The 18,708-nt window shown below is 71.4% G+C and carries 23 protein-coding genes; 16 read left to right on the plus strand and 7 right to left on the minus strand.

The annotated features are described in order from the left end of the window. Window positions 1-138: 138 nt before the first annotated feature. Window positions 139-879, minus strand: a complete 741-nt coding sequence (locus WBN91_RS01270) for a ZIP family metal transporter (protein WP_337723883.1) — start codon at window positions 877-879, stop codon at window positions 139-141. Between the two features lie 53 nt (window positions 880-932). Here WBN91_RS01270 and WBN91_RS01275 point away from each other — a divergent pair, with 53 nt between their 5' ends. Beyond that, the gene (locus WBN91_RS01275; protein ID WP_337723882.1) at window positions 933-1,937 is read left to right on the plus strand and encodes an NAD-dependent epimerase/dehydratase family protein; all 1,005 of its coding nucleotides are present in this window, start codon (window positions 933-935) and stop codon (window positions 1,935-1,937) included. Between the two features lie 14 nt (window positions 1,938-1,951). Here the strand turns inward: WBN91_RS01275 and WBN91_RS01280 are convergent, their stop codons facing one another. Next, a complete protein-coding gene (locus tag WBN91_RS01280; RefSeq protein WP_337723881.1) occupies window positions 1,952-2,188 on the minus strand; it encodes a DUF6480 family protein in 237 nt (78 codons plus the stop codon). Window positions 2,189-2,247: 59 nt separating this feature from the next. Here WBN91_RS01280 and WBN91_RS01285 point away from each other — a divergent pair, with 59 nt between their 5' ends. The 4 genes from WBN91_RS01285 to WBN91_RS01300 are packed head-to-tail and all read left to right on the plus strand — an operon-like array spanning window position 2,248 to window position 4,297. After that, window positions 2,248-2,811, plus strand: a complete 564-nt coding sequence (locus WBN91_RS01285; protein ID WP_337723880.1) for a nucleotidyltransferase family protein — start codon at window positions 2,248-2,250, stop codon at window positions 2,809-2,811. Next, a complete protein-coding gene (locus WBN91_RS01290; protein WP_337723879.1) occupies window positions 2,801-3,049 on the plus strand; it encodes a BON domain-containing protein in 249 nt (82 codons plus the stop codon). The genes WBN91_RS01285 and WBN91_RS01290 overlap by 11 nt, the downstream gene beginning before the upstream one ends. Then, window positions 3,046-3,783 carry a metallophosphoesterase family protein gene (locus WBN91_RS01295; protein ID WP_337723878.1) on the plus strand — a complete coding sequence of 246 codons (738 nt, stop codon included), beginning with the start codon at window positions 3,046-3,048 and terminating at the stop codon, window positions 3,781-3,783. Before WBN91_RS01290 ends, WBN91_RS01295 begins: the two co-directional genes overlap by 4 nt. After that, complete coding sequence (locus WBN91_RS01300) at window positions 3,776-4,297, plus strand: hypothetical protein (protein ID WP_337723877.1); 522 nt, start codon at window positions 3,776-3,778, stop codon at window positions 4,295-4,297. Before WBN91_RS01295 ends, WBN91_RS01300 begins: the two co-directional genes overlap by 8 nt. A gap of 170 nt (window positions 4,298-4,467) precedes the next feature. Here WBN91_RS01300 and WBN91_RS01305 read toward each other — a convergent pair whose 3' ends face one another. Further along, window positions 4,468-4,986 carry an SRPBCC family protein gene (locus WBN91_RS01305; RefSeq protein WP_337723876.1) on the minus strand — a complete coding sequence of 173 codons (519 nt, stop codon included), beginning with the start codon at window positions 4,984-4,986 and terminating at the stop codon, window positions 4,468-4,470. Between the two features lie 153 nt (window positions 4,987-5,139). Between WBN91_RS01305 and WBN91_RS01310 the strand changes: the two genes are divergently transcribed. Genes WBN91_RS01310 through WBN91_RS01355 form a run of 10 tightly spaced genes read left to right on the plus strand, consistent with a single transcriptional unit; the run spans window position 5,140 to window position 14,418 of the window. Continuing rightward, window positions 5,140-5,634 carry a D-glycero-alpha-D-manno-heptose-1,7-bisphosphate 7-phosphatase gene (locus WBN91_RS01310; RefSeq protein ID WP_337723875.1) on the plus strand — a complete coding sequence of 165 codons (495 nt, stop codon included), beginning with the start codon at window positions 5,140-5,142 and terminating at the stop codon, window positions 5,632-5,634. Next, window positions 5,631-6,635: a glycosyltransferase family 9 protein gene (locus WBN91_RS01315; protein WP_337723874.1), complete on the plus strand. Its 1,005-nt coding sequence runs from the start codon at window positions 5,631-5,633 to the stop codon at window positions 6,633-6,635. The genes WBN91_RS01310 and WBN91_RS01315 overlap by 4 nt, the downstream gene beginning before the upstream one ends. After that, entirely contained in the window at window positions 6,632-7,510 is an 879-nt protein-coding gene (locus WBN91_RS01320; RefSeq protein WP_337723873.1) for a glycosyltransferase, read from the plus strand. Before WBN91_RS01315 ends, WBN91_RS01320 begins: the two co-directional genes overlap by 4 nt. Beyond that, entirely contained in the window at window positions 7,507-8,718 is a 1,212-nt protein-coding gene (locus WBN91_RS01325) for a glycosyltransferase (protein ID WP_337723872.1), read from the plus strand. The genes WBN91_RS01320 and WBN91_RS01325 overlap by 4 nt, the downstream gene beginning before the upstream one ends. Continuing rightward, on the plus strand, window positions 8,715-9,290 hold the full coding sequence (locus tag WBN91_RS01330; RefSeq protein ID WP_337723871.1) for a D-sedoheptulose-7-phosphate isomerase: 576 nt from the start codon (window positions 8,715-8,717) through the stop codon (window positions 9,288-9,290). The genes WBN91_RS01325 and WBN91_RS01330 overlap by 4 nt, the downstream gene beginning before the upstream one ends. Beyond that, a complete protein-coding gene (gene rfaE2 / locus WBN91_RS01335) occupies window positions 9,287-10,570 on the plus strand; it encodes a D-glycero-beta-D-manno-heptose 1-phosphate adenylyltransferase (protein ID WP_337723870.1) in 1,284 nt (427 codons plus the stop codon). The genes WBN91_RS01330 and rfaE2 overlap by 4 nt, the downstream gene beginning before the upstream one ends. Before the next feature lie 3 nt (window positions 10,571-10,573). Continuing rightward, window positions 10,574-11,257 (plus strand): SDR family oxidoreductase, encoded by a 684-nt coding sequence (locus WBN91_RS01340; RefSeq protein WP_337723869.1) that lies wholly within the window; start codon window positions 10,574-10,576, stop codon window positions 11,255-11,257. Next, on the plus strand, window positions 11,248-12,429 hold the full coding sequence (locus WBN91_RS01345; protein ID WP_337723868.1) for a cytochrome P450: 1,182 nt from the start codon (window positions 11,248-11,250) through the stop codon (window positions 12,427-12,429). The genes WBN91_RS01340 and WBN91_RS01345 overlap by 10 nt, the downstream gene beginning before the upstream one ends. Window positions 12,430-12,446: 17 nt before the next feature. Next, a complete protein-coding gene (locus tag WBN91_RS01350; protein ID WP_337723885.1) occupies window positions 12,447-13,907 on the plus strand; it encodes an aminotransferase class I/II-fold pyridoxal phosphate-dependent enzyme in 1,461 nt (486 codons plus the stop codon). After that, entirely contained in the window at window positions 13,894-14,418 is a 525-nt protein-coding gene (locus WBN91_RS01355) for a DUF6328 family protein (protein WP_337723867.1), read from the plus strand. Before WBN91_RS01350 ends, WBN91_RS01355 begins: the two co-directional genes overlap by 14 nt. Window positions 14,419-14,471: 53 nt before the next feature. On the opposite strand, the gene WBN91_RS01360 is transcribed toward WBN91_RS01355, so the two are convergent. From WBN91_RS01360 to WBN91_RS01370, 3 genes are all read right to left on the minus strand, one after another. After that, a complete protein-coding gene (locus WBN91_RS01360) occupies window positions 14,472-15,146 on the minus strand; it encodes a DUF6766 family protein (protein WP_337723866.1) in 675 nt (224 codons plus the stop codon). An 82-nt stretch (window positions 15,147-15,228) separates the two neighbouring features. Further along, window positions 15,229-15,582 (minus strand): hypothetical protein, encoded by a 354-nt coding sequence (locus WBN91_RS01365; protein ID WP_337723865.1) that lies wholly within the window; start codon window positions 15,580-15,582, stop codon window positions 15,229-15,231. 17 nt (window positions 15,583-15,599) lie between these two features. Then, on the minus strand, window positions 15,600-16,778 hold the full coding sequence (locus WBN91_RS01370) for a zinc-dependent alcohol dehydrogenase (RefSeq protein WP_337723864.1): 1,179 nt from the start codon (window positions 16,776-16,778) through the stop codon (window positions 15,600-15,602). Window positions 16,779-16,892: 114 nt separating this feature from the next. Between WBN91_RS01370 and WBN91_RS01375 the strand changes: the two genes are divergently transcribed. Next, the gene (locus tag WBN91_RS01375) at window positions 16,893-17,714 is read left to right on the plus strand and encodes an SDR family oxidoreductase (protein WP_337723863.1); all 822 of its coding nucleotides are present in this window, start codon (window positions 16,893-16,895) and stop codon (window positions 17,712-17,714) included. Between the two features lie 578 nt (window positions 17,715-18,292). On the opposite strand, the gene WBN91_RS01380 is transcribed toward WBN91_RS01375, so the two are convergent. Further along, window positions 18,293-18,688, minus strand: a complete 396-nt coding sequence (locus WBN91_RS01380; protein WP_337723862.1) for a ChaB family protein — start codon at window positions 18,686-18,688, stop codon at window positions 18,293-18,295. Between the last annotated feature and the right edge of the window lie 20 nt (window positions 18,689-18,708).

Below are 18,708 nucleotides of genomic sequence, written 5' to 3' on the forward strand. Positions count from 1 at the left end.
AGGACAACCCCGACAAAGCGTGGTTGCCCTTCGGGCAGGCCATACGGTGGGGGAACCGAGGCCCTCCACTTGTAGGTGACACCTACCGCGCGCTCCGCGCGCGAAGAACGCGCTGCGCGCGGAAAAGCCGAGCTGCGGTTAGGTGTGGGAGAGGGTGAAGGCGGTGAGGAAGCCGGCTACCGTGACGATGCCTACCAGCAAATGGGCATTCTCGAAAGCCTCCGGAATCATGGTGTCCGCGATCATCGCCAGAATCGCCCCACCCGCGAATGCCGTGATCCCCGCCAACCACACCGGATCCGCGCCGGCCAGAAGCGCATTCCCCACCAGCGCCGCCAACCCGCTGACCAGCGCAATCCCGGTCCACAACCCGAAAACGTAAACCCGGCTCCGCCCGGCCCGCCGCATCCCGGCCGCGCTGGACAACCCCTCCGGCACATTGCTGATGAACACCGCCACCACCGTCACCGCACTAACCCCGCCCCCACCGATCAAGCTCGCACCGATGACCACCGACTCGGGGATCCCATCCAACAACGCACCCACGGCAATAGCCGTCCCCGACCCAGCCTGCTCCGACTCGCTGGGCTGCAACCCACCCGACCGCTTCCGGTGCCGTGCGCCCCGCCCAGCCAAGTACATGTTCGCCGCCGTGTAGACGACCGCGCCCGCCGCCGCGCCGCCCGCAGTCGGCACCAACCCTCCGAGCTCGTGTGCCTCGTCGATCAGGTCGAACGACACCGCCGACATCAGCACCCCGCTGCCGAAACCCATCACGGCGGCGATCACCCCGGCCTGCACCCGCACCAGGTACCCGAGCAATGCACCCACCAGCAGCGCCGATCCGGCCAGCAGTCCCCACCCCGCCGCTGCGAACACGAACCCGCCTCCCCGTGGTTGCGCCTGGTCCCCGTGTGGGTAACCGGTCCGGCATGAGGATCGTCGTCACGGGTGCCACCGGCAACGTGGGCACCGCCCTGTTGCGCAGGCTTGCCGAAGAGTCGGACATCACCGTGCACGGCGTTTCTCGCCGTCCACCGGAGCCCGAGCCGCCCTACGACATCGCCTGGACGCCGGTCGACCTGGCCAAACCAGGGGCCGAGGAGCCGTTGTCCGACGTTCTGCGCGGGGCGGACGCTGTGGTGCACCTTGCCTGGTTGATCCAGCCGAGTCACGACGAGCCGGAGATGTACCGGACCAACGTGGCCGGTAGTGATCGGGTGTTCCGGGCGGCATTGAGAGCGGGTGTGCCGCATCTGGTGCACATGTCGTCGGTGGGGGCGTACTCGCCTGCTGCCAAGAGCAGTCTCAAGGACGAGAGTTGGCCGACGGACGGGGTGTCGTCGTCCTACTACAGCCGTCACAAGTCGGCTGTGGAGCACCAGTTGGACCGGATCGAGCGTGAGCACCCGACCATGACGGTGACGCGGGTGCGCCCGGCCCTGATCCTCCAGCCCGACGCGGCGGCGGAGGTCAAGCGGTACTTCCTCGGGCCGTTGGTGCCGCACCTCTTCTTCCGGACGAACGTGCCGATCCTGCCGTTGCCGAAGACGATGGTGCTGCAATTCGTGCACAGCGACGACGTCGCGGAGGCGTTGCTGCTCATCCTGCGGAAGAAGCTCGGGGGAGCGGTGAACCTGGCCTCCGACCCGGTGGTCACGCCGCAGGTACTGGCCGAGGTCATGCGGTCGCGGCACGTGGCCATTCCGGCCGTTGCGCTGCGCACGGCGGCTCGGTTGACGTGGCTGGCCCGGCTTCAGCCGACCTCGCACGGCTGGGTTGACCTGGCCCTGACCGCGCCCCTGCTGGACACGTCCAGGGCGCGCGACGAGCTGGGGTGGACGCCCCGCCACAACGCGCGGGAAGTCCTGAGCGAGCTGCTCGACGGGCTGGGGCGCAAGGAAGGTGTCCACGCAAGCCCGCCGCTCAAGCCTTAGAAGCCGCTCAAGCGCTAGAAGAGGTTGGCCCAGCCCATCACCTGGGCGACCACGAAGCCCACGGCGAGCACGGTCAAGACCAGCACAGCCACCAAGGCGGCGATGTTGCGTCCCCGCGATGGCTCCGGTTCGTGGTGGGACAAGCCCGAGGTTTGGCCGGACTCCGGTGGGGTGTCGCCGGGCGCGACGCCGCCGCCGGGTTCCAGGCCGGGGGTGCGGGCCGGGTCTGGGTCGGGAGGGGTTGCGGTCATGGGCTTCGGGTACCCGAGTGGACCCGTGTGAAGCGTGGTGGCTCGGGGTAGTCAGGACCATGAGCGGCGTTCAAGACCAGTTGTTGCGCACCTTGACCAAGGTGGCGAAGGTGTTGCGTGAGCAGCAGATCCCGTTCGCGTTGTCGGGCGGTTGCGCCGTGTACGCGCGGGGTGGCCCGGCGACCGAGCACGACGTGGACATCCTGGTTCGCGAGGAGGACGCCAAGCCGGCGGTGAGCGCGTTGGTCGCCGCGGGCATGAGAGCGGCCGACGCGCCCGAGGACTGGCTGCTCAAGGTCTACGACGGGGACTCGCTGGTGGACCTGCTGTTCCGCCCGAACGAGTGGCCGGTGACCGACGAGACGCTGGGGCGGGCCGAGGAGTTGGCCGTCGGGTCGGTGACGTTGCCGGTGATGCCCGCGACCGAGGTGATGATCAGCAAGCTGCTCGTGCTGGACGGCCACCGCTGCGACTTCAGCGAGCTGCTGCCGTTCGCGCGGGCGTTGCGCGAGCAGATCGACTGGCGGCGCGTGCGCGAGGCGACCGCCCATTCCCCTTACGCGGAGGCGTTCCTCGTGCTGATCGAGCGCCTCGGGATCACAGGAGCCCCTGATGACCGCTGAGCAGTACCTCGCCGCCCGGTTGCGCCGGGCGCTGGCCGAAGACCCCCGCACCACCGAACTCGGGGTGCGGGTGACCGTGCGGGGTGACCACGTGCTGCTGTCCGGCGACGTGGCGTCCCCGGAGCGGCGTGCCGAGCTGGAAGCGGTGATCCACGACGTCGCGCCCGAGCTGACCGTGCTGGACGACGTGAAGGTCACGCCGGTCGGTGAACCGGAGGGCAGGGAGGAGTTGCGATGATCCGCGTCGCCGCGGTCGGGGACGTGCACCTCGGCGAGGACGCGCGCGGGCGGTTGCGGCCCGCGTTGGAGAAGATCGGCGAGCACGCCGACGTGCTGCTGCTCGCGGGCGACCTGACCCGGCACGGGACGGTGTCGGAGGCCCGGGTCGTGGCCGACGAGTTCGGCGACCTGCCGGTGCCCGTGGTGGCGGTGCTGGGCAACCACGACCACCACGACGACAAGCCCGACGAGGTCACGCGGGTGCTGCGGGACGCCGGGCTGACCGTGCTGGAGGGCGAGTCGGTGACCATCCCGGTCGACGGGCACACCCTCGGCGTGGCCGGCGTGAAGGGCTTCGGCGGCGGCTTCGCCGGGAAGTGCGGCAGCGCGTTCGGCGAGCGGGAGATGAAGGCGTTCATCCAGCACACCTGCGACATCGCCGGGAACCTGGAGAACGCGCTGCGCGAGCTGGACACCGACGTGAAGGTGGCGTTGACGCACTACGCGCCGGTGCCGGACACGCTGCGCGGCGAGCCGCCGGAGATCTACCCGTTCCTCGGCTCCTACCTGCTGGGCGAGGCGATCGACAGCACCGGCACCCACCTCGCGGTGCACGGGCACGCCCACTTCGGCGTGGAGCACGGCATGACCCCCGGCGGGGTGCGGGTGCGCAACGTGGCGCAGCCGATCATCCGCTCCGCCTTCACCGTCTACTGCGTGGAACCGGCCGTGCTGGAGGTGTCGCATGGGTGAGACCAGGACCAAGGGACCGTCCGTGGTGTGGGCGGGTCCCGTCGACGCGCCCGCGGTGGTCGTCCTCGACCCCGCCGGCGCCGCGTCGCACGGTGACCTGCCCGCCACGTGGCGCCCGCTGACCGAGCACCTCCAGGTGATGTGGTGCCGGCTGCCCGCGGCCGACGAGCCGTGGCGGGAGGTGGACGACGTGCTGGCCGAGTTCCGCGACCGGGAGGTGCCCGTGCACCTGGTGGCCGGCGCGGCGGCCGGTGCTCGGGTCGGGGACCTGGCCAACGAGCACGAAGGGGTGGTGAAGTCCGTCCAGACCTTCGCCGCGCCCCTGCCGCTGGGGCACCCGGACGTGGTGCTCGCGGTGGTGGGCCGGCTGCTGGCGCAGGACGTGCACCCCAAGGAGGAGGAAGACGCGGGCATCGAGCTGGCCCGCGGCACCGGTCCGTCGCTGCTGGGTGACGCCGCGTCGGCGCTGTGGCAGTCGGTGAACCAGGTGTTCGAGCGGCTCAAGCGCGGCTGAGGACGTGCGAAGAGGGGGCCTCCCGGTCGGGAGGCCCCCTCTTTCGGCGCTGGGGCCTGTGGTTTCAAGCCCCGAGGTCGGTCACGCGCGGAAGTCGACGGGCGGGCGGGGGCGCGGGATGGGCGGGTGGGCCCAGCTCCGTCTCCGCGGCCCCCGTGCCGCCCGCGTGCTCATCGGATCGGGTCGCCGGGCCGACCGCCGTCGGGCAGGTCGTGGCGCGTCTCGCCGGCCTGCGGCGGCCGGGTCACGTCGCCGCGCCAGCCACCGGTCTCGGTGCCGCGCTGCTCGATGAACTCCTTGAACCGCTTCAGGTCACCCGAGATGCGCGTCTGCACGACGCCCAGCGCCGCGCCGGCCTTCTCGGTCAGCGTCTGCGGGTCGTACTCCATCTGGAGGTGGACCCGGGTGTGCCGGTCGTCGAGCCGGTGGAAGGTCACCACGCCGCCCTGCGGGGGGCCGTCGACGGTGTGCCACGCGACCCGCTCGTCCGGGTGCTGCTCGGTGATCTCGGCGTCGAACTCCCGTTCCACACCACCGATCTTGGTCACCCAGTGCGTGCGGGTGGCGGTCACCTGCTCGATGCGCTCGACACCCTCCATGAACTCAGGGAACGACTCGAACTGCGTCCACTGGTTGTACGCGGTCTGCACCGGGACCTCGACGTCCACGGACTTCTCGATCGTCGTCACAGGAAACAACCTCTCCTCTGGTCGAGTTCTCTCCGGGGTTACCCGGGTGGGCCGCGCACCACACATGGGTGACAGTCAGTAGCGCTTCGCCGAGAAGTGTTTGTCCGCCGGAGAACCGGCTAACTCTCCGATGTGGACCCGTACCCCCAGGCCGTGCTGTTCGACCGCGACGGCACGCTGGTTCGAGATGTGCCGTACAACGGTGACCCGGCACGCGTTTCGCTCATGCCGGGAGCCGTGGAAACGGTGCGTGACCTGCGCGCACGTGGTGTGAAGACCGGTGTGGTGAGCAATCAGTCCGGTATCGGCCGCGGCCTGCTCACCCGGGAGCAGGTCGCGGCCGTCAACGCTCGTGTCGAGGAACTGCTGGGGCGGTTCGGCACGTGGCAGATCTGCCCGCATCACCCGGACGAGGGGTGTGAGTGCCGCAAACCCAAACCCGGCCTGGTGATCGCCGCGTGCGCCGCTTTGGGCGTCGATCCGTCACGGACTGTGGTCATCGGGGACATCGGCGCGGACGTGGACGCGGCGCACGCCGCCGGCGCGCAGTCGGTGCTGGTCCCGACGGAACAGACGTTGCGGGAGGAAGTCGATCGTGCTCCCCGCACGGCGAAAGACCTGGTGTCGGCGCTGGGGGTGATCGGATGAGCAGTCCACAGAGGACGCTCGTGGCCCGGTTGGACAGCGACGGCGACGTGCTGCTGGCGGGTCCGGCGATCCGCGCGGCGGCGGCGTCGAGCGAGGTCGTGTTGTTGTGCGGGCACAAGGGCGCGCAGGCGGCCGAGCTGCTGCCGGGTGTGCGGCGGATCTTGAAGTGGGACTGCCCGTGGATCGCGTCCCCGCCGCCGCAGGTGCGCGCGCCGGACGTGGAAGGCCTTGTGGCGCTTCTGAAAGGCGTGCGCGCGGACGTGGCGCTGATCCTCACCTCGTTCCACCAGAGCCCGTTGCCGCTGGCGTTGCTGCTGCGGCTGGCCGGGGTGCCGAGGATCGTGGCGCGGTCGGTGGACTACCCGGGGTCGCTGCTGGACGTGCGGCTGCGCGACGACCCGGACATCCCCGAGGCCAGCCGGGCGCTGGGCGTGGCGCGGGCCGCCGGGTTCGAGCTGCCGCCCGGCGACGACGGCCGGCTCGCGGTGCTGCCGCCGCCGGAGTCGCCGTTCCCGCCGCCGTACGTCGTGGTGCACCCCGGCGCGTCGGTGCCCTCGCGGGCCTGGTCGCCGGACCGGTGCCGGGCGGCGGTCGAGGCGTTGTGCGAGGCCGGGCACCGGGTCGTGGTGACCGGCGGTCCCGCGGAGACCGAACTGACCGCGCACGTCGCCGGCGCGCAGGGCCTGGACCTGGGCGGGCGCACGACGTTCGCGCAGCTGGCCGGGGTGCTGGCGGCGGCGGACGCGGTGGTGGTGGGCAACACCGGCCCGGCGCACCTCGCGGTCGCCGTCGGCACGCCGGTGGTGTCGTTGTTCTCGCCCGTCGTGCCCGCCGCCCGGTGGGCGCCGCACGGGCCGCATGTCCTCTTGGGCGACCAGCGCGCGGGGTGCGCGGGGACGCGGGCGCGGGAGTGCCCAGTGCCCGGCCACCCGTGCCTGGACCGGGTGACGCCCGGCCACGTGGTCGCCGCCGTTGAGCAACTGGTGGGGGTGCGGGCGTGAAGGTCCTGGTGTGGCACGTGCACGGGTCGTGGGCGAACGCGTTCGTCCGGGGCGGCCACGAGTACCTGGTGCCCGGCCCGCCCCACGGCAAGGGCCTGCTGGGCCGGGACTGGCCGTCCGCGCGCGAGGTCGATCTGTCCGAAGTGGACGCCGACGTCGCGGTGGTGCAGGAGGTCGAGCAACTCGCGTTGGTGCCCAAGGGGATCCCGGTTATCTACCTGGAGCACAACACCCCGCGCATGCCCAACCAGCGGCACCCGATGGCCGACTGGCCCGGACTGCTGGTGCACGTGACCCATTTCAACGACCTGATGTGGGACTGCGGCACCACTCGGACGACTGTGGTCGAGCACGGCGTGGTCGATCCCGGCCACCTCTACACCGGTGAGCTGCCGCACGCGGCCGTTGTGGTGAACGACCCGGTTCGGCGGGGCCGGGTGGTGGGTACCGACCTGTTGCCGAGGTTCGCGGCAGTGGCGCCGCTCGACGTGTTCGGCATGGGCACCGAAGAACTCGGCGCGTGGGGTCGCGGTGACCACCCGCTGGACGTGCTGCACCGCGAGGTGGCCCGCAGGCGGCTCTACCTGCACCCGGTGCGGTGGACGTCGCTGGGCCTGTCGCTGGTCGAGGCGATGCACCTGGGCATGCCCGTCGTGGCGCTCGCGTGCACCGAGGTGGTCCGGGCCGTGCCGCCCGAGGCGGGCGTGGTGTCCACCGATGTCGCGGAGCTGGAACGCGGCGTGGCGGAGCTGGTGGCCGACCCGGCGCTGGCTGCGGAGAAGGGCAAGCAGGCCAGGGAGTTCGTCCTGGCGAGGTACGGGCTCGACGCGTTCCTGCGTGGTTGGGACCTGTTGTTGGCGGAGGTGAGTCGATGAAGATCGCGATGGTGTCCGAGCACGCCAGCCCCTTGGCGGCGTTGGGCGGGGTGGACGCGGGCGGCCAGAACGTCCACGTGGCGTCCCTGTCCGCCGCGCTGTCGGCACAGGGGCACGAAGTCGCCGTGTACACCCGCCGCGACAGCCCCGACCTGCCCGAAGTCGTCCGCACCGAGCACGGCTACGACGTGGTCCACGTGCCCGCCGGACCACCCGAGCAGGTGCCCAAGGACGAGCTGCTGCCGCACATGGGCGAGTTCGCCAACGTCCTGCGCGCCCGCTGGGAGGTCGACGCGCCCGACGTCGTGCACGGGCACTTCTGGATGTCCGGTCTGGCGTCCGTGCTGGCCACGCGGGGGCTGGGCGTCCCGGTCGTGCAGACCTTCCACGCGCTGGGCACGGTCAAGCGCCGCCACCAGGGTCGGGCGGACACCAGCCCGGTGGAGCGCATCGCCACCGAGCGGCTGGTCGGGCGGGAGGTGACCCGGGTCGCGGCCACCTGCGCGGACGAGGTGTTCGAGCTGTTGCGCATGGGTGTGCCGCGGGCCCGGATCTCGGTGGTGCCGTGCGGGGTGGACCCGAAGCTGTTCCGGCCGGAAGGGCCGCGGGACCGGCGGATGTTGCCGCACCGGATCGTCACGGTGGGCCGGCTGGTGCCGCGCAAGGGGTTCGCGGACGTGATCACCGCGCTGCGGTCGGTGCCGGACACCGAACTGGTCGTGGCGGGCGGGTCGGCGGACATGGCGGCCGACCCGGAGGCGCTGCGGCTGCTGGAGCACGCCCGGGGGATGGGCGTGCGGGACCGGGTGCGGTTCATCGGCCAGGTGTCGCGCGCGCAGATGCCGTCGCTGCTGCGCTCGGCCGACTTGGTGGTGTGCGTGCCGTGGTACGAGCCGTTCGGGATCGTGCCGCTGGAGGCGATGGCGTGCGGCGTGCCGGTCGTGGCCTCGGCGGTGGGCGGGTTGACCGACACCGTGGTGGACGACGTGACCGGGTGCCTGGTGCCGCCGCGCGACCCGGTGGCCTTGGCGCGGGCGGTGCGGTCGCTGCTGGCCGACCAGGGCCGGCGGGAGGCGTTCGGGCTGGCCGGGACGGACCGGGTGCACGCCCGCTACACGTGGGACCGGATCGCGGCGGACACCGCGCGGGTCTACGAGCGGGCCGGTGCCGGTGTGACCGCAGACGCGGTCGTGGGAGGTGCGCAGTGACCGTCCAGGAGCACTTGCGCGGCCTGGCGGAGACGCTGGCCGGGCTGGAGCAGCAGGCCTCGCGCGTGACGCGCTGGGGGTCGCTGCTGGCCCGGCGGCTGACCGCGGGCGGGCGGCTGCTCGCGGCGGGCAACGGCGGGTCGGCGGCCGAGGCGCAGCACCTGACCGCGGAGCTGGTCGGGCGGTTCCGGGACGACCGGCAGCCGTTCTCGGCGATCGCGCTGTGCGCGGAGTCCTCCAGCGTGACCGCGATCGGCAACGACTACGGCTACGAGCAGGTGTTCGCCCGGCAGGTGACCGCGCACGCGCGGCCCGGCGACGTGGTGGTGCTGCTGTCCACCAGCGGCAAGAGCCCGAACCTGCTGGAGGCGGCGCACGCCGGTCGGCGCGCGGGCGCGGTGGTGTGGGCGCTGACCGGTCCCGCGCCCAACCCGCTGGCGTCAGTGGTCGACGAGGTGCTGGCGCTGCCCGGCACGCCCGCGAACGTGCAGGAAGCCCAGTTGGTCGCGGTCCACGCGCTGTGCGAGGCGTTCGAGGCCGCGCTGCCGCTGTCCTCCCGGAGGGTGTCGTGAAGCTGGTCGTGGTCGGTGACTCGCTGCTGGACGTGGACGTGGAGGGCACGGCCGACCGGCTGTGCCCGGACGCGCCCGCGCCGGTGCTGGACGTGCGCGAGGAGCGCGTGCGACCAGGCGGTGCGGGGCTGGCGGCGTCGCTGGCCAGACGGGACGGCGTGGACGTGACGCTGGTGACGGCGGTGGCCGGCGACGCCGACGGGTGGCGGTTGCGGGACGCGCTGGCCGACGTGCCGACGGTGTTCGGGCCGTCGCCGGCGGCCACCTCGGTCAAGACCAGGCTGCGCTGCGCCGGGCACTCCATCGCGCGGATGGACCGGGGTGGCGGGCGCGGCAAGCCCAGCGCCACCGACGAGATGCTGGACGCGGTGCGTGACGCGGACATGGTGCTGGTGTCGGACTACGGGCGCGGGCTGGCGTTCGACGAGCGGTTGCGGCAGGCGTTGGCGGGCAAGGCGGTGGTGTGGGACCCGCACCCGCGCGGTCCCGAGCCGACGCCGGACGCCCGGCTGGTGACGCCCAACCACAGCGAGGCGACCCGGTTCAGCGGGTGCGACGACCCGGAGGAGGCGGCGGCTGCGCTGCGCAAGCGTTGGGGCGCAAGGGCTGTGGTGGTCACGCTGGGCGCGGACGGTGCTTTGCTGCACTACGGCGGCACGCCGGTCGCCGTGCCCGCGCCGCGTGTTGCCGTGATGGACCCGTGTGGGGCGGGGGACCGGTTCGCGGTCACCGCTGCCGTGCGGCTGATGCGGGGTGAGGCGTCCGATGACGCCGTGGCTGCGGCGGTGGCGTCCGCGGCGGATTTTTTGGCGGCCGGTGGGGCTTCCGGGTTCCACACGGTCCGTAGGTCGGGTGTGGATGCCACGCGGGCGCGGGGTGGTGTGGTCGTGGCGACCGGCGGGTGCTTCGACCTGCTGCACGCCGGGCACGTGCGCACGCTGGAGGCGGCGCGGGCGTTGGGTGACTGCCTGGTGGTGTGCCTGAACTCGGATGACTCCGTGCGGCGGCTCAAAGGGCCGGACCGGCCGGTGACCAAGCAGCACGACCGGGCGGAGATCCTGCGCGCCCTGGAGTGCGTGGACGACGTGGTGATCTTCGACGAGGACACCCCGGAACGGGTGCTGGACCGGCTGCGGCCCGACATATGGGTCAAGGGCGGCGACTACCGCGCCGAATCCCTGCCCGAGGCCGCGCTGGTGCGGTCGTGGGGCGGGCGGACCGTGGTCGTGCCGTACCACCAGGGGCGGTCCACGACCCGGCTACTGGCTAGGAGGGGTTAGGACATGGTGGGGCAGGTGTTGGTGACCGGCGGCGCGTCCGGGTTGGGCGCGGCCGTGGTGCACGCGGTGCGCGAGGCGGGCGGTCAGCCGTTGGTGCTGGACAAGGCGGCGCCGGCGTCGGACGAGGCGGTCGACTTCGAGTCGGTCGACCTGTCCGACACGCGGGCGGCCGAGCGGGCGGTGCGGGACATCGCCGAGCGCAACGGCGGGCTCCGGGCCGTCGTGACGGCGGCGGGGACGGACGCGTGCGGCAAGCTGGTCGACGTCCCGGCGGCGGACTGGGAGCGGGTCGTCATGGTCAACCTGCTCGGCACCGCCGCGGTGGTGCGGGCCGCGTTGCCGTACCTCGAAGGCGGCGGCCGGGTGGTGACGGTGGCGTCCACCCTGGGCATCAAGGCCGTCAGCGACGCCACCGCGTACTGCGCCTCGAAGTTCGGGGTCGTCGGCTTCACGCGGGCGCTGGCGGCCGAGACCGCCGGCCGGGTCGGGGTGACGCTGCTGATCCCCGGCGGGATGAAGACCCGGTTCTTCGACGGCCGCGCGGAGCAGTACCGGCCGCCGGACGACTCGAAGCTCAACCCGCCCGAGCACGTGGCCGACGCGATCATGTTCGCGCTGCGCCAGCCCGCCGGGTGCGAGGTCCGCGAGCTCGTGGTGGCACATGAGGAGGAAGGGTCATGGCCGTAGCCTCCCGGTTGGACACCGGACGGGCGTTCGCCCGGATCTTGTTGCCCACGCTGGCGAAGGGCGTGATCGTGCGTCGCCCGCCCGTGATGGCGGTGGCGGAGAAGATGCAGGCCGACGCGCAGGCCGTGCGGACGATGAAAGCGTTGCGGGACAAGTACGGTCCCGAACCGCTGCGGCTGCGGGTCACCGGGCGCAGCGTCGCTTTGGTGCTCGACCCGGAGGACGTGGGGCGGCTGCTGGACGAGACGCCCGAGCCGTTCCACCCGGCCACGGCGGAGAAGCGGTCCGCCCTGAAGCACTTCCAGCCGCACGGATCGCTGGCCACGCGCGGCCCGGAGCGGGAGAAGCGCAGGCGGTTCAACGACGTCGTGCTGCGGCCGGAGAAGCTCGACGTCGAGGCAGTGGTGCGCGACGAGGCGGACCTGTTGGTGCGGCACGTGATGAACACCGGCGTGCTGACCTGGGACGACTTCGCGCAGGTGTGGTGGCGGGTGGCGCGGCGGATCGTCCTCGGGGCGGGCGCGCGCGACGACACGGCGTTGACCGACGACCTGAAGACTCTGCGCGGCAACGCGAACTGGGCGTTCCTGCACCCTAAGCGGCGCGGGCTGCGGCGGCGGTTCGAGCGGCGGCTGCACGAGCACCTGGCGCGCTCGGAACCCAACAGCCTGGCGTCGCTCGCACCCGCCGAGGACGTGGCTTCGCAGGCCCCGCACTGGCTGTTCGCCTTCGACGCGGCCGGGATCGTGACCATGCGGGCGCTGGCCATCGGCGGGTCCGGCCCGGCGGGCATCCTGGAGTCGGCGCGGCTGTGGCCGACCACGCCGGTGATCCTGCGGGAGAGCACCACCGCGACCCGGTGGCACGGCACGTGGTTGCCGAAGAACACCACGTTCATCGTGTTCGCGCCGTACTTCCACCGGTTCTACGGCGACACCTACCGGCCCGAGCTGTGGCCGACGCAGGAGCCGGCGCTGGTGCCGTTCAGCAGCGGTCCGGGGGTGTGCCCGGGGCGGGACCTGGTGCTGGTCACCGCCGGGACCATGCTGGACACCCTCCGCGCGCACCTGGACTTCTCGACCCTGGAACCACCGTTCCCGGCCACGCTCGACCACTTCACCCTGCGGCTGCCCGCCACTCGGAAGGGGGACGACGGTTTGGAGGTCGTGTGACCGTGGCACACGGGCGTATGGACCACTCGAAAGCACCCGTGCTGGACGCCATCGCCGAGTACCACCGGCGCGGCCACGTGCCGTTCATCCCGCCCGGCCACAAGCAGGGGCGCGGCGTGGACCCGCGGGTGCTGGAGGTGCTGGGGAAGGACGTGTTCCGGTCCGACATCATCATGATGAACGGCTTGGACGACCGGATGATGAGCGGCGGGGTGCTGGCGGAGGCCGAGGAGCTGATGGCCGACGCCGTGGACGCGGACAAGGCGTTCTTCTCCACGTGCGGCAGCTCGCTGTCGGTCAAGACGTGCATCATCACCGTGGCGCGGCCGGGGCAGAAGCTGCTGGTGTCGCGCAACGCCCACAAGTCCGTGATCGCGGGGCTGATCATCAGCGGCGTGCAGCCGGTGTGGGTGCACCCGCGGTGGGACGCGTTCTGGGAGTGGTCCTACCCACCCGCGCCCGACGACGTGGCGGAGGCGTTCTCGCGGGCGCCGGATGCCCAGGGGATGCTGCTCATCACGCCCACCGACTACGGGACGTGCGCGGCCATCAAGAAGACCGCCGAGGTGTGCCACTCGCACGACAAGCCGCTGATCGTGGACGAGGCGTGGGGCGCGCACCTGCCGTTCCACCCCGGCCTGCCCGCGTGGGCGATGGACGCCGACGCGGACCTGTGCGTGACCAGCGTGCACAAGATGGGCGCCGGCCTGGAGCAGGGCTCGGTGTACCACCTGCAAGGCGACCGGGTGGACCCGGACGTGCTGTCACTGCGCTCGGACATCCTCGACACCACCAGCCCGTCCGCGCTGGTCTACGCGGGCCTGGACGGCTGGCGGCGCCAGATGGTCGAACACGGCTCGAAACTGCTGGACCGGACCCTGAAGCTGTGCGCCGAGGTGCGCGACCGCCTACGCGGCCTGGTCACGGTCGTGGAACGCGAACACGTCGTCAGCCCCGACCGAGCCGACGACCACGACCCGCTCAAGATCGTCATGGACCTGTCCGAGCTGGGCATATCGGGTTACACGGCCAACGAGTGGCTGCGCAAGGAGTGCGCGGTGGACGTGGGCCTGTCCGACCACCGCCGCATCGCCGCCCAGATCACGGTCGCCGACGACGAGTCCACAGCCGAACGCCTGGTCACGGCCGTCGCTGCCCTGGTCGACCACGCGGATTCCCTCCCCCGCGCCAAGCGGGTCGAAATCCCGGACCCGGGGGAGCTGGAGCTGGACCAGGCAATGCTGCCCCGCGAGGCCCACTTCGCCTCCGCCTCCCACGTACCCGCCCGCGAGGCCGTGGGAAGGATCTGCGCCGAGACCCTAAGCCCGTACCCACCCGGCGTTCCCGCAGCTCTCCCCGGCGAGGTGATCACCCAGCCGGTGGTGGACTACCTGCTCAGCGGCCACGAGGCAGGCATGTACCTGCCCGACCCGACGGACGAGTCCCTGCGCACCATCAGGGTGGTTGACCAGCGCTGACGCCGGGTATTCGGTGCGGGTGAGCGAAGCCGAACTCTCCGACCAACGCCGCTTGGCCCGCAACCTCAACGAGTTGCTCCAGGAACTGCGCGTGGCTCAGGCCGGCGTGCAGATCCTGTTCGGTTTCCTGCTGTCCATCGCTTTCACAGAGCGTTATGCGTCAGCGGACCTCTACGTGCGCTCGACCCACCTGATCACCGTCCTGTTCGCAGCAGGCGCGGTGGCCTTGCTGACCGCCCCGGCGTCCTGGCACCGCATCCTGTTCCGGCGCGGACGGCGCGAGGACATCATCGAGGTGGCGAACCGCTTCGCGGTCCTGGGCCTGGCCTGCCTGGCAGTGGCGATGACCGGCACCATCCTCCTGCTGGCGGAAGTCATCGTGGGCGGCTGGGTGGCCATCGTGATGGGCGTCGTGGCAGCAGCCTTCTTCGGCATCCTGTGGTTCCTGCTCCCGTGGCGCGAACGCGGCCAAGACTCCATCGAAGCCGCCGACGACGCCGACCTGGACTGAGACCGACGCGGAGGTGGCGCCGGTCGACCGCGGCACCACCTCCGCGCCGGACGTCAGCCGGACTCGTCGGTCGTGTCGTGGGGCGCGCCGACGGGTTTGGACTCCGACGAGCCGCGTTGGCGCAGGTACACGCTGAAGATCGCCATCGACCCGATCGCCAGGAACTCCGACTGCCAGTTCTGCAACGACCGGTTCCAGAAGTCGGCCGACAGCACGTAGTCCCACCAGCTCACCGGGTCCTGGAAGTCGATGAGCTGCTCGTTGTTGAACGCGCTGCGCCCCGCGATGGACTGCGCCAGCCAAGAACCCACGAACAGCACCAGCATGACCAGGCCCAGCGAGTTGGAGTACAGCTGCGTGCGCCACCCGCCGGCCCGCGCCCAGGGCGGTGAGTTCGGCTTCGCGTGCGCGCCCAGGTACTGCTGCTCGTCGGACTCAGGGCCGAGCCGCTTCGCGGGCTTGGACTCGTTGGAGCCGCGCTGCATCAGCCACACCGTGGCGAAGATGAACAGGAAGAACTGGAGGTACTCGGACTGCCAGTTCTCCGCCACGTCCACCGCGAAGTCCGACGAGGACACGTACTGCCACAGGCCGATCGGGTCGCCGCCGTCCACGAGCCGCCGGTTGTTGAGGTCTGTGTTGCCCGCGAACGCCTGCCCCAGCAGCGAACCGAGGAACAGCAGCCCGAAACCGAGCGCCAAACCGTTGGTCCGCAAGAACCTCTTCACAGCCCCATCACCCCGATGACGATGAAGCACACCAGCCCCGCGACCACGCCGCCGAGGTAGAGGTAGAACATCCCGCGCTGCGTCACGGCCCACCCACCTCACACTCGTACGGGCGTTCGGGAACGGTCTTGCAGCCCGCGCCCGAGACCTTCCAGCCGGAGTTCATCTCGCGCAGGAACAGCGTGTCGCCGGAGGACGTGCGCACTTGGGCCGCATCACCCCAGACGTGCACCTCCTGGACGGTACCGCCGGAGATGTCCACAGTGGAGCAGTCCTGCCCGGCGCGCTCGGTGAGCAGCGAACACGCGCGCTCGTTGTCACCGGAGGACGCTGCGGACAGGAACTCCTCTGCCGCGCTCCGCACCAGGTCCGTGCTGCTCGAACCGCACGCGCCGACCACGAGAGCCGTGGCCAGCACACCGAACCACCGCATCATGTGCGGACGATATCCCCTCATGGCTTGAGCAGCACTTTGACGGCGTTGTCGCGCTTCTGCTGGAAGATCTCGTACCCGTGCGGCGCCTGGTCCAGCGGCAGGTGGTGGGTTGCGAACTCCTCGGTGCCCAACGGGTCCCCGTCGGTCAGCAGCGGCAGGATCTCCGGCACCCAGCGCCACACGTTGGCCTGCCCCATGCGCAACTGGACCTGCTTGTCGAACAGCGTCAACATCGGCATCGGGTCGGCCATGCCGCCGTAGACACCGACGACGGAGATCGTGCCGCCGCGCCGGACCAGGTCGATCGCCAAGCGCAGCGCGTGCAGCCGGTCCACGCCCGCGGTCTTCATGAACCGGGCCGCGATGGCGTCCGGCAGCAGACCCACGGCCTGGTGCGCGAGCTTCGCGACGGGCGCGCCGTGCGCCTCCATGCCGACCGCGTCGATGACCGCGTCCGGGCCGCGCCCGTCGGTGAGGTCCTTGACGTGCTCGACGAGGTGGCTGTCCCTCACGTTCATCACGGTCACGCCCCGCTGCCGCGCCCGCGCCATGCGCTCGGGCACCAGGTCCACGCCGATCACGTTGGCGATGCCCTTGTGCTTGGCGATCCGGCACGCCATGTCCCCGATCGGCCCGAGTCCGAGCACGACCAGGCTGCCGCCCTCGGGGACGCCCGCGTACTCGACCGCCTGCCACGCCGTGGGCAGCACGTCGGAGAGGTAGACGAACCGGTCGTCCGGCGGCCCTTCGGGCACCTTGATGGGCAGCGTGTTACCGAACGGAACCCGCAGGTACTCCGCCTGCCCGCCCGGGACCTGCCCGTAGAGCTTGGTGTACCCGAACAACGCCGCACCCGTGCCCTGCTCACGCACCTGGGTGGTCTCACACTGCGACTGCAACCCCTGCCCGCACATGAAGCAGGCACCACAGGAGATGTTGAACGGCACCACCACCCGGTCACCCGGCTTCACATCGGTGACCTGGGCCCCCACCTCCTCGACCACGCCCATCGCCTCGTGCCCGAGGATGTCGCCTTCGTCGATGAACGGACCCATCACCTCGTAAAGGTGCAGGTCGGAGCCGCAGATACCGGTGGAGGTGACGCGGACGACGACGTCGGTGGGCTCCTTGATGATGGGGTCGGGGACGTCGTCCACGCGAACGTCCCGCTTGCCGTGCCAGGTGACGGCCTTCATGGTGGGCTTCTCCCTTCGGCCTGCTCTGCTTGCTGGGTACGCCCTGCGAGCTCGTACCCCTGCTGCGTTCCCGTCACGGTGTGTCGCAAACCCGGCCAGGGGTACCCGCACGTCATGGGCACACCACTCCCACAGGACCGCAGGGGCGCGCCGCTACGCGCCATCGTGACCGGCTCGGATTCGGGCATCGGGGAAGCCATCGCCGTGGCCCTGGCGGGCGGCGGCGCGGACGTGGGCATCACCTGGCACACGGACGAGGAAGGCGCCTCCAGCACGGCCGAAAAAGTCCGTGACCTGGGCGTACAGGCGGCTGTTCGCCGCCTGGACCTGTCCGACCTGCCGGCCGCCGCGTCAGTGGTCGACTCCCTGGCGGAGGAGCTGGGCGGCGTGGACGTGCTGGTGAACAACGCCGGCACCGGCTCGGCCACGAAGGCGATGGACATGGACTTCGCCCTGTGGCGACACGTGCTGTCGGTGGACTTGGACGGCGCTTTCCTGTGCTCCCAACACGCCGCCCGCCACATGATCGAGGCCGGCAAGGGCGGCCGGATCATCAACATCACATCAGTACACGAACACGCCCCCCGCGTAGGCTCCGCGCCCTATTGCGCGGCCAAGGCGGGCTTGGGCGCGCTGACCAAGGTCTTGGCCCTAGAACTGGCCGAACACGACATAACGGTCAATTCGGTAGCACCCGGCGAAATCTCCACCCCGATGACCGGCCAGGAAGACGTGAACCCCCAAACCCAACCCCGCCCCGGCGTCCCCCTCGGCCGCCCCGGCCACGCGAAGGAGGTGGCAGCGGTGGTGGCATTCCTGGCGACCCCGGCGGCCGGCTACGTGACCGGCGCATCGTTCGTGGTGGACGGCGGCATGCTCCTCATGGGCCCCCAAGCCTCCGGCATGCTCACCGACACCAAGTGGCGCACCCCCTAGGCCGGCACACCTCCTGGGCGCCCCCCCAGCCCTCACCCCTGGCGGCTGCGCGCCCCGAGCCCTCACCCCTGGCGGCTGCGCGACCCGAGCCCTCACCCTTGGCGGCTGCTGAGCCCTCACCCCTGGCGGCTGGCCGGGCTCCCATCCCGCCTGGCCCTAGCCCCTGCTGGCCCCGCCCCCGGCCCGCCTCGCCCTGGCCGCCCCTCCTGCAGCCCACGGTCCTGGCCTACACCCACGGTCCGTGGGCTGGCGCACGCGCCCCCCGGCCCTGCCGCGCCGCGACCTTGCCGCGCCCCGGCCCTGCCGCGCCCCGACCCTGCCCAGGCCCCAGCCGCCCGCCGAAGCCCCAGCCCGCCGCCCCGCCCGAAGCGGCGGTCCCACCCGCTTCGACCAGGGGCCACCTGGGCCTCAGGGCTGTCCCGCGCCGGCATGCCTCCCGTTTCCCGCGCTCCTCCTACTACACGGGACGCGCGAGGAGCCGATCGGTGCCGAAACCGACATGTCACTCGATAGTGGGATGTTTCGGGTCGCGGCTTCGGCGGTTGATCTTACCTCGGCCTGCCCCCGAAACCGGCTGTTCAGGAGCGAGCCTTTGCCGTTTTGCGGTTGTTGGCCTTCTTGATCGCCTCCACCAGCTGCTGCTTCGTCATGCTCGACCGGCCCGGAACGTCCAGGCGCTTGGCCAAGTCGTACAGGTGTTGTTTGCTCGCGTTCGCGTCCACGCCGCCGGCCGTCTTGCCTTGCTTCGGCGTGCTGCGGGCGGCCTGTTTGTCCGAAGGGCCCTTGTGGTCCTTCGGTTCCCAGTGGTCGCCTACCTTTTCGAACGAGTGCTTCAGGGCCGAGAAGGCGGTGCGGTGGGCGCGTTCGCCCTCTCCGTACGTTTCCACCGCCGAGTCGTGGGCCTTGATCCACGTCCGTTGCGCCTTCTTCGGCGACCGGGCGACCGTGCTGGGCAGTTCCTTGCGTCCGGGCATGGCTGCTCCTCCCTGGTGTT

Origin of the sequence: Saccharothrix sp. CCNWYY140, from assembly GCF_037401995.1 — a bacterium.
Lineage (GTDB): Bacteria > Actinomycetota > Actinomycetes > Mycobacteriales > Pseudonocardiaceae > Actinosynnema.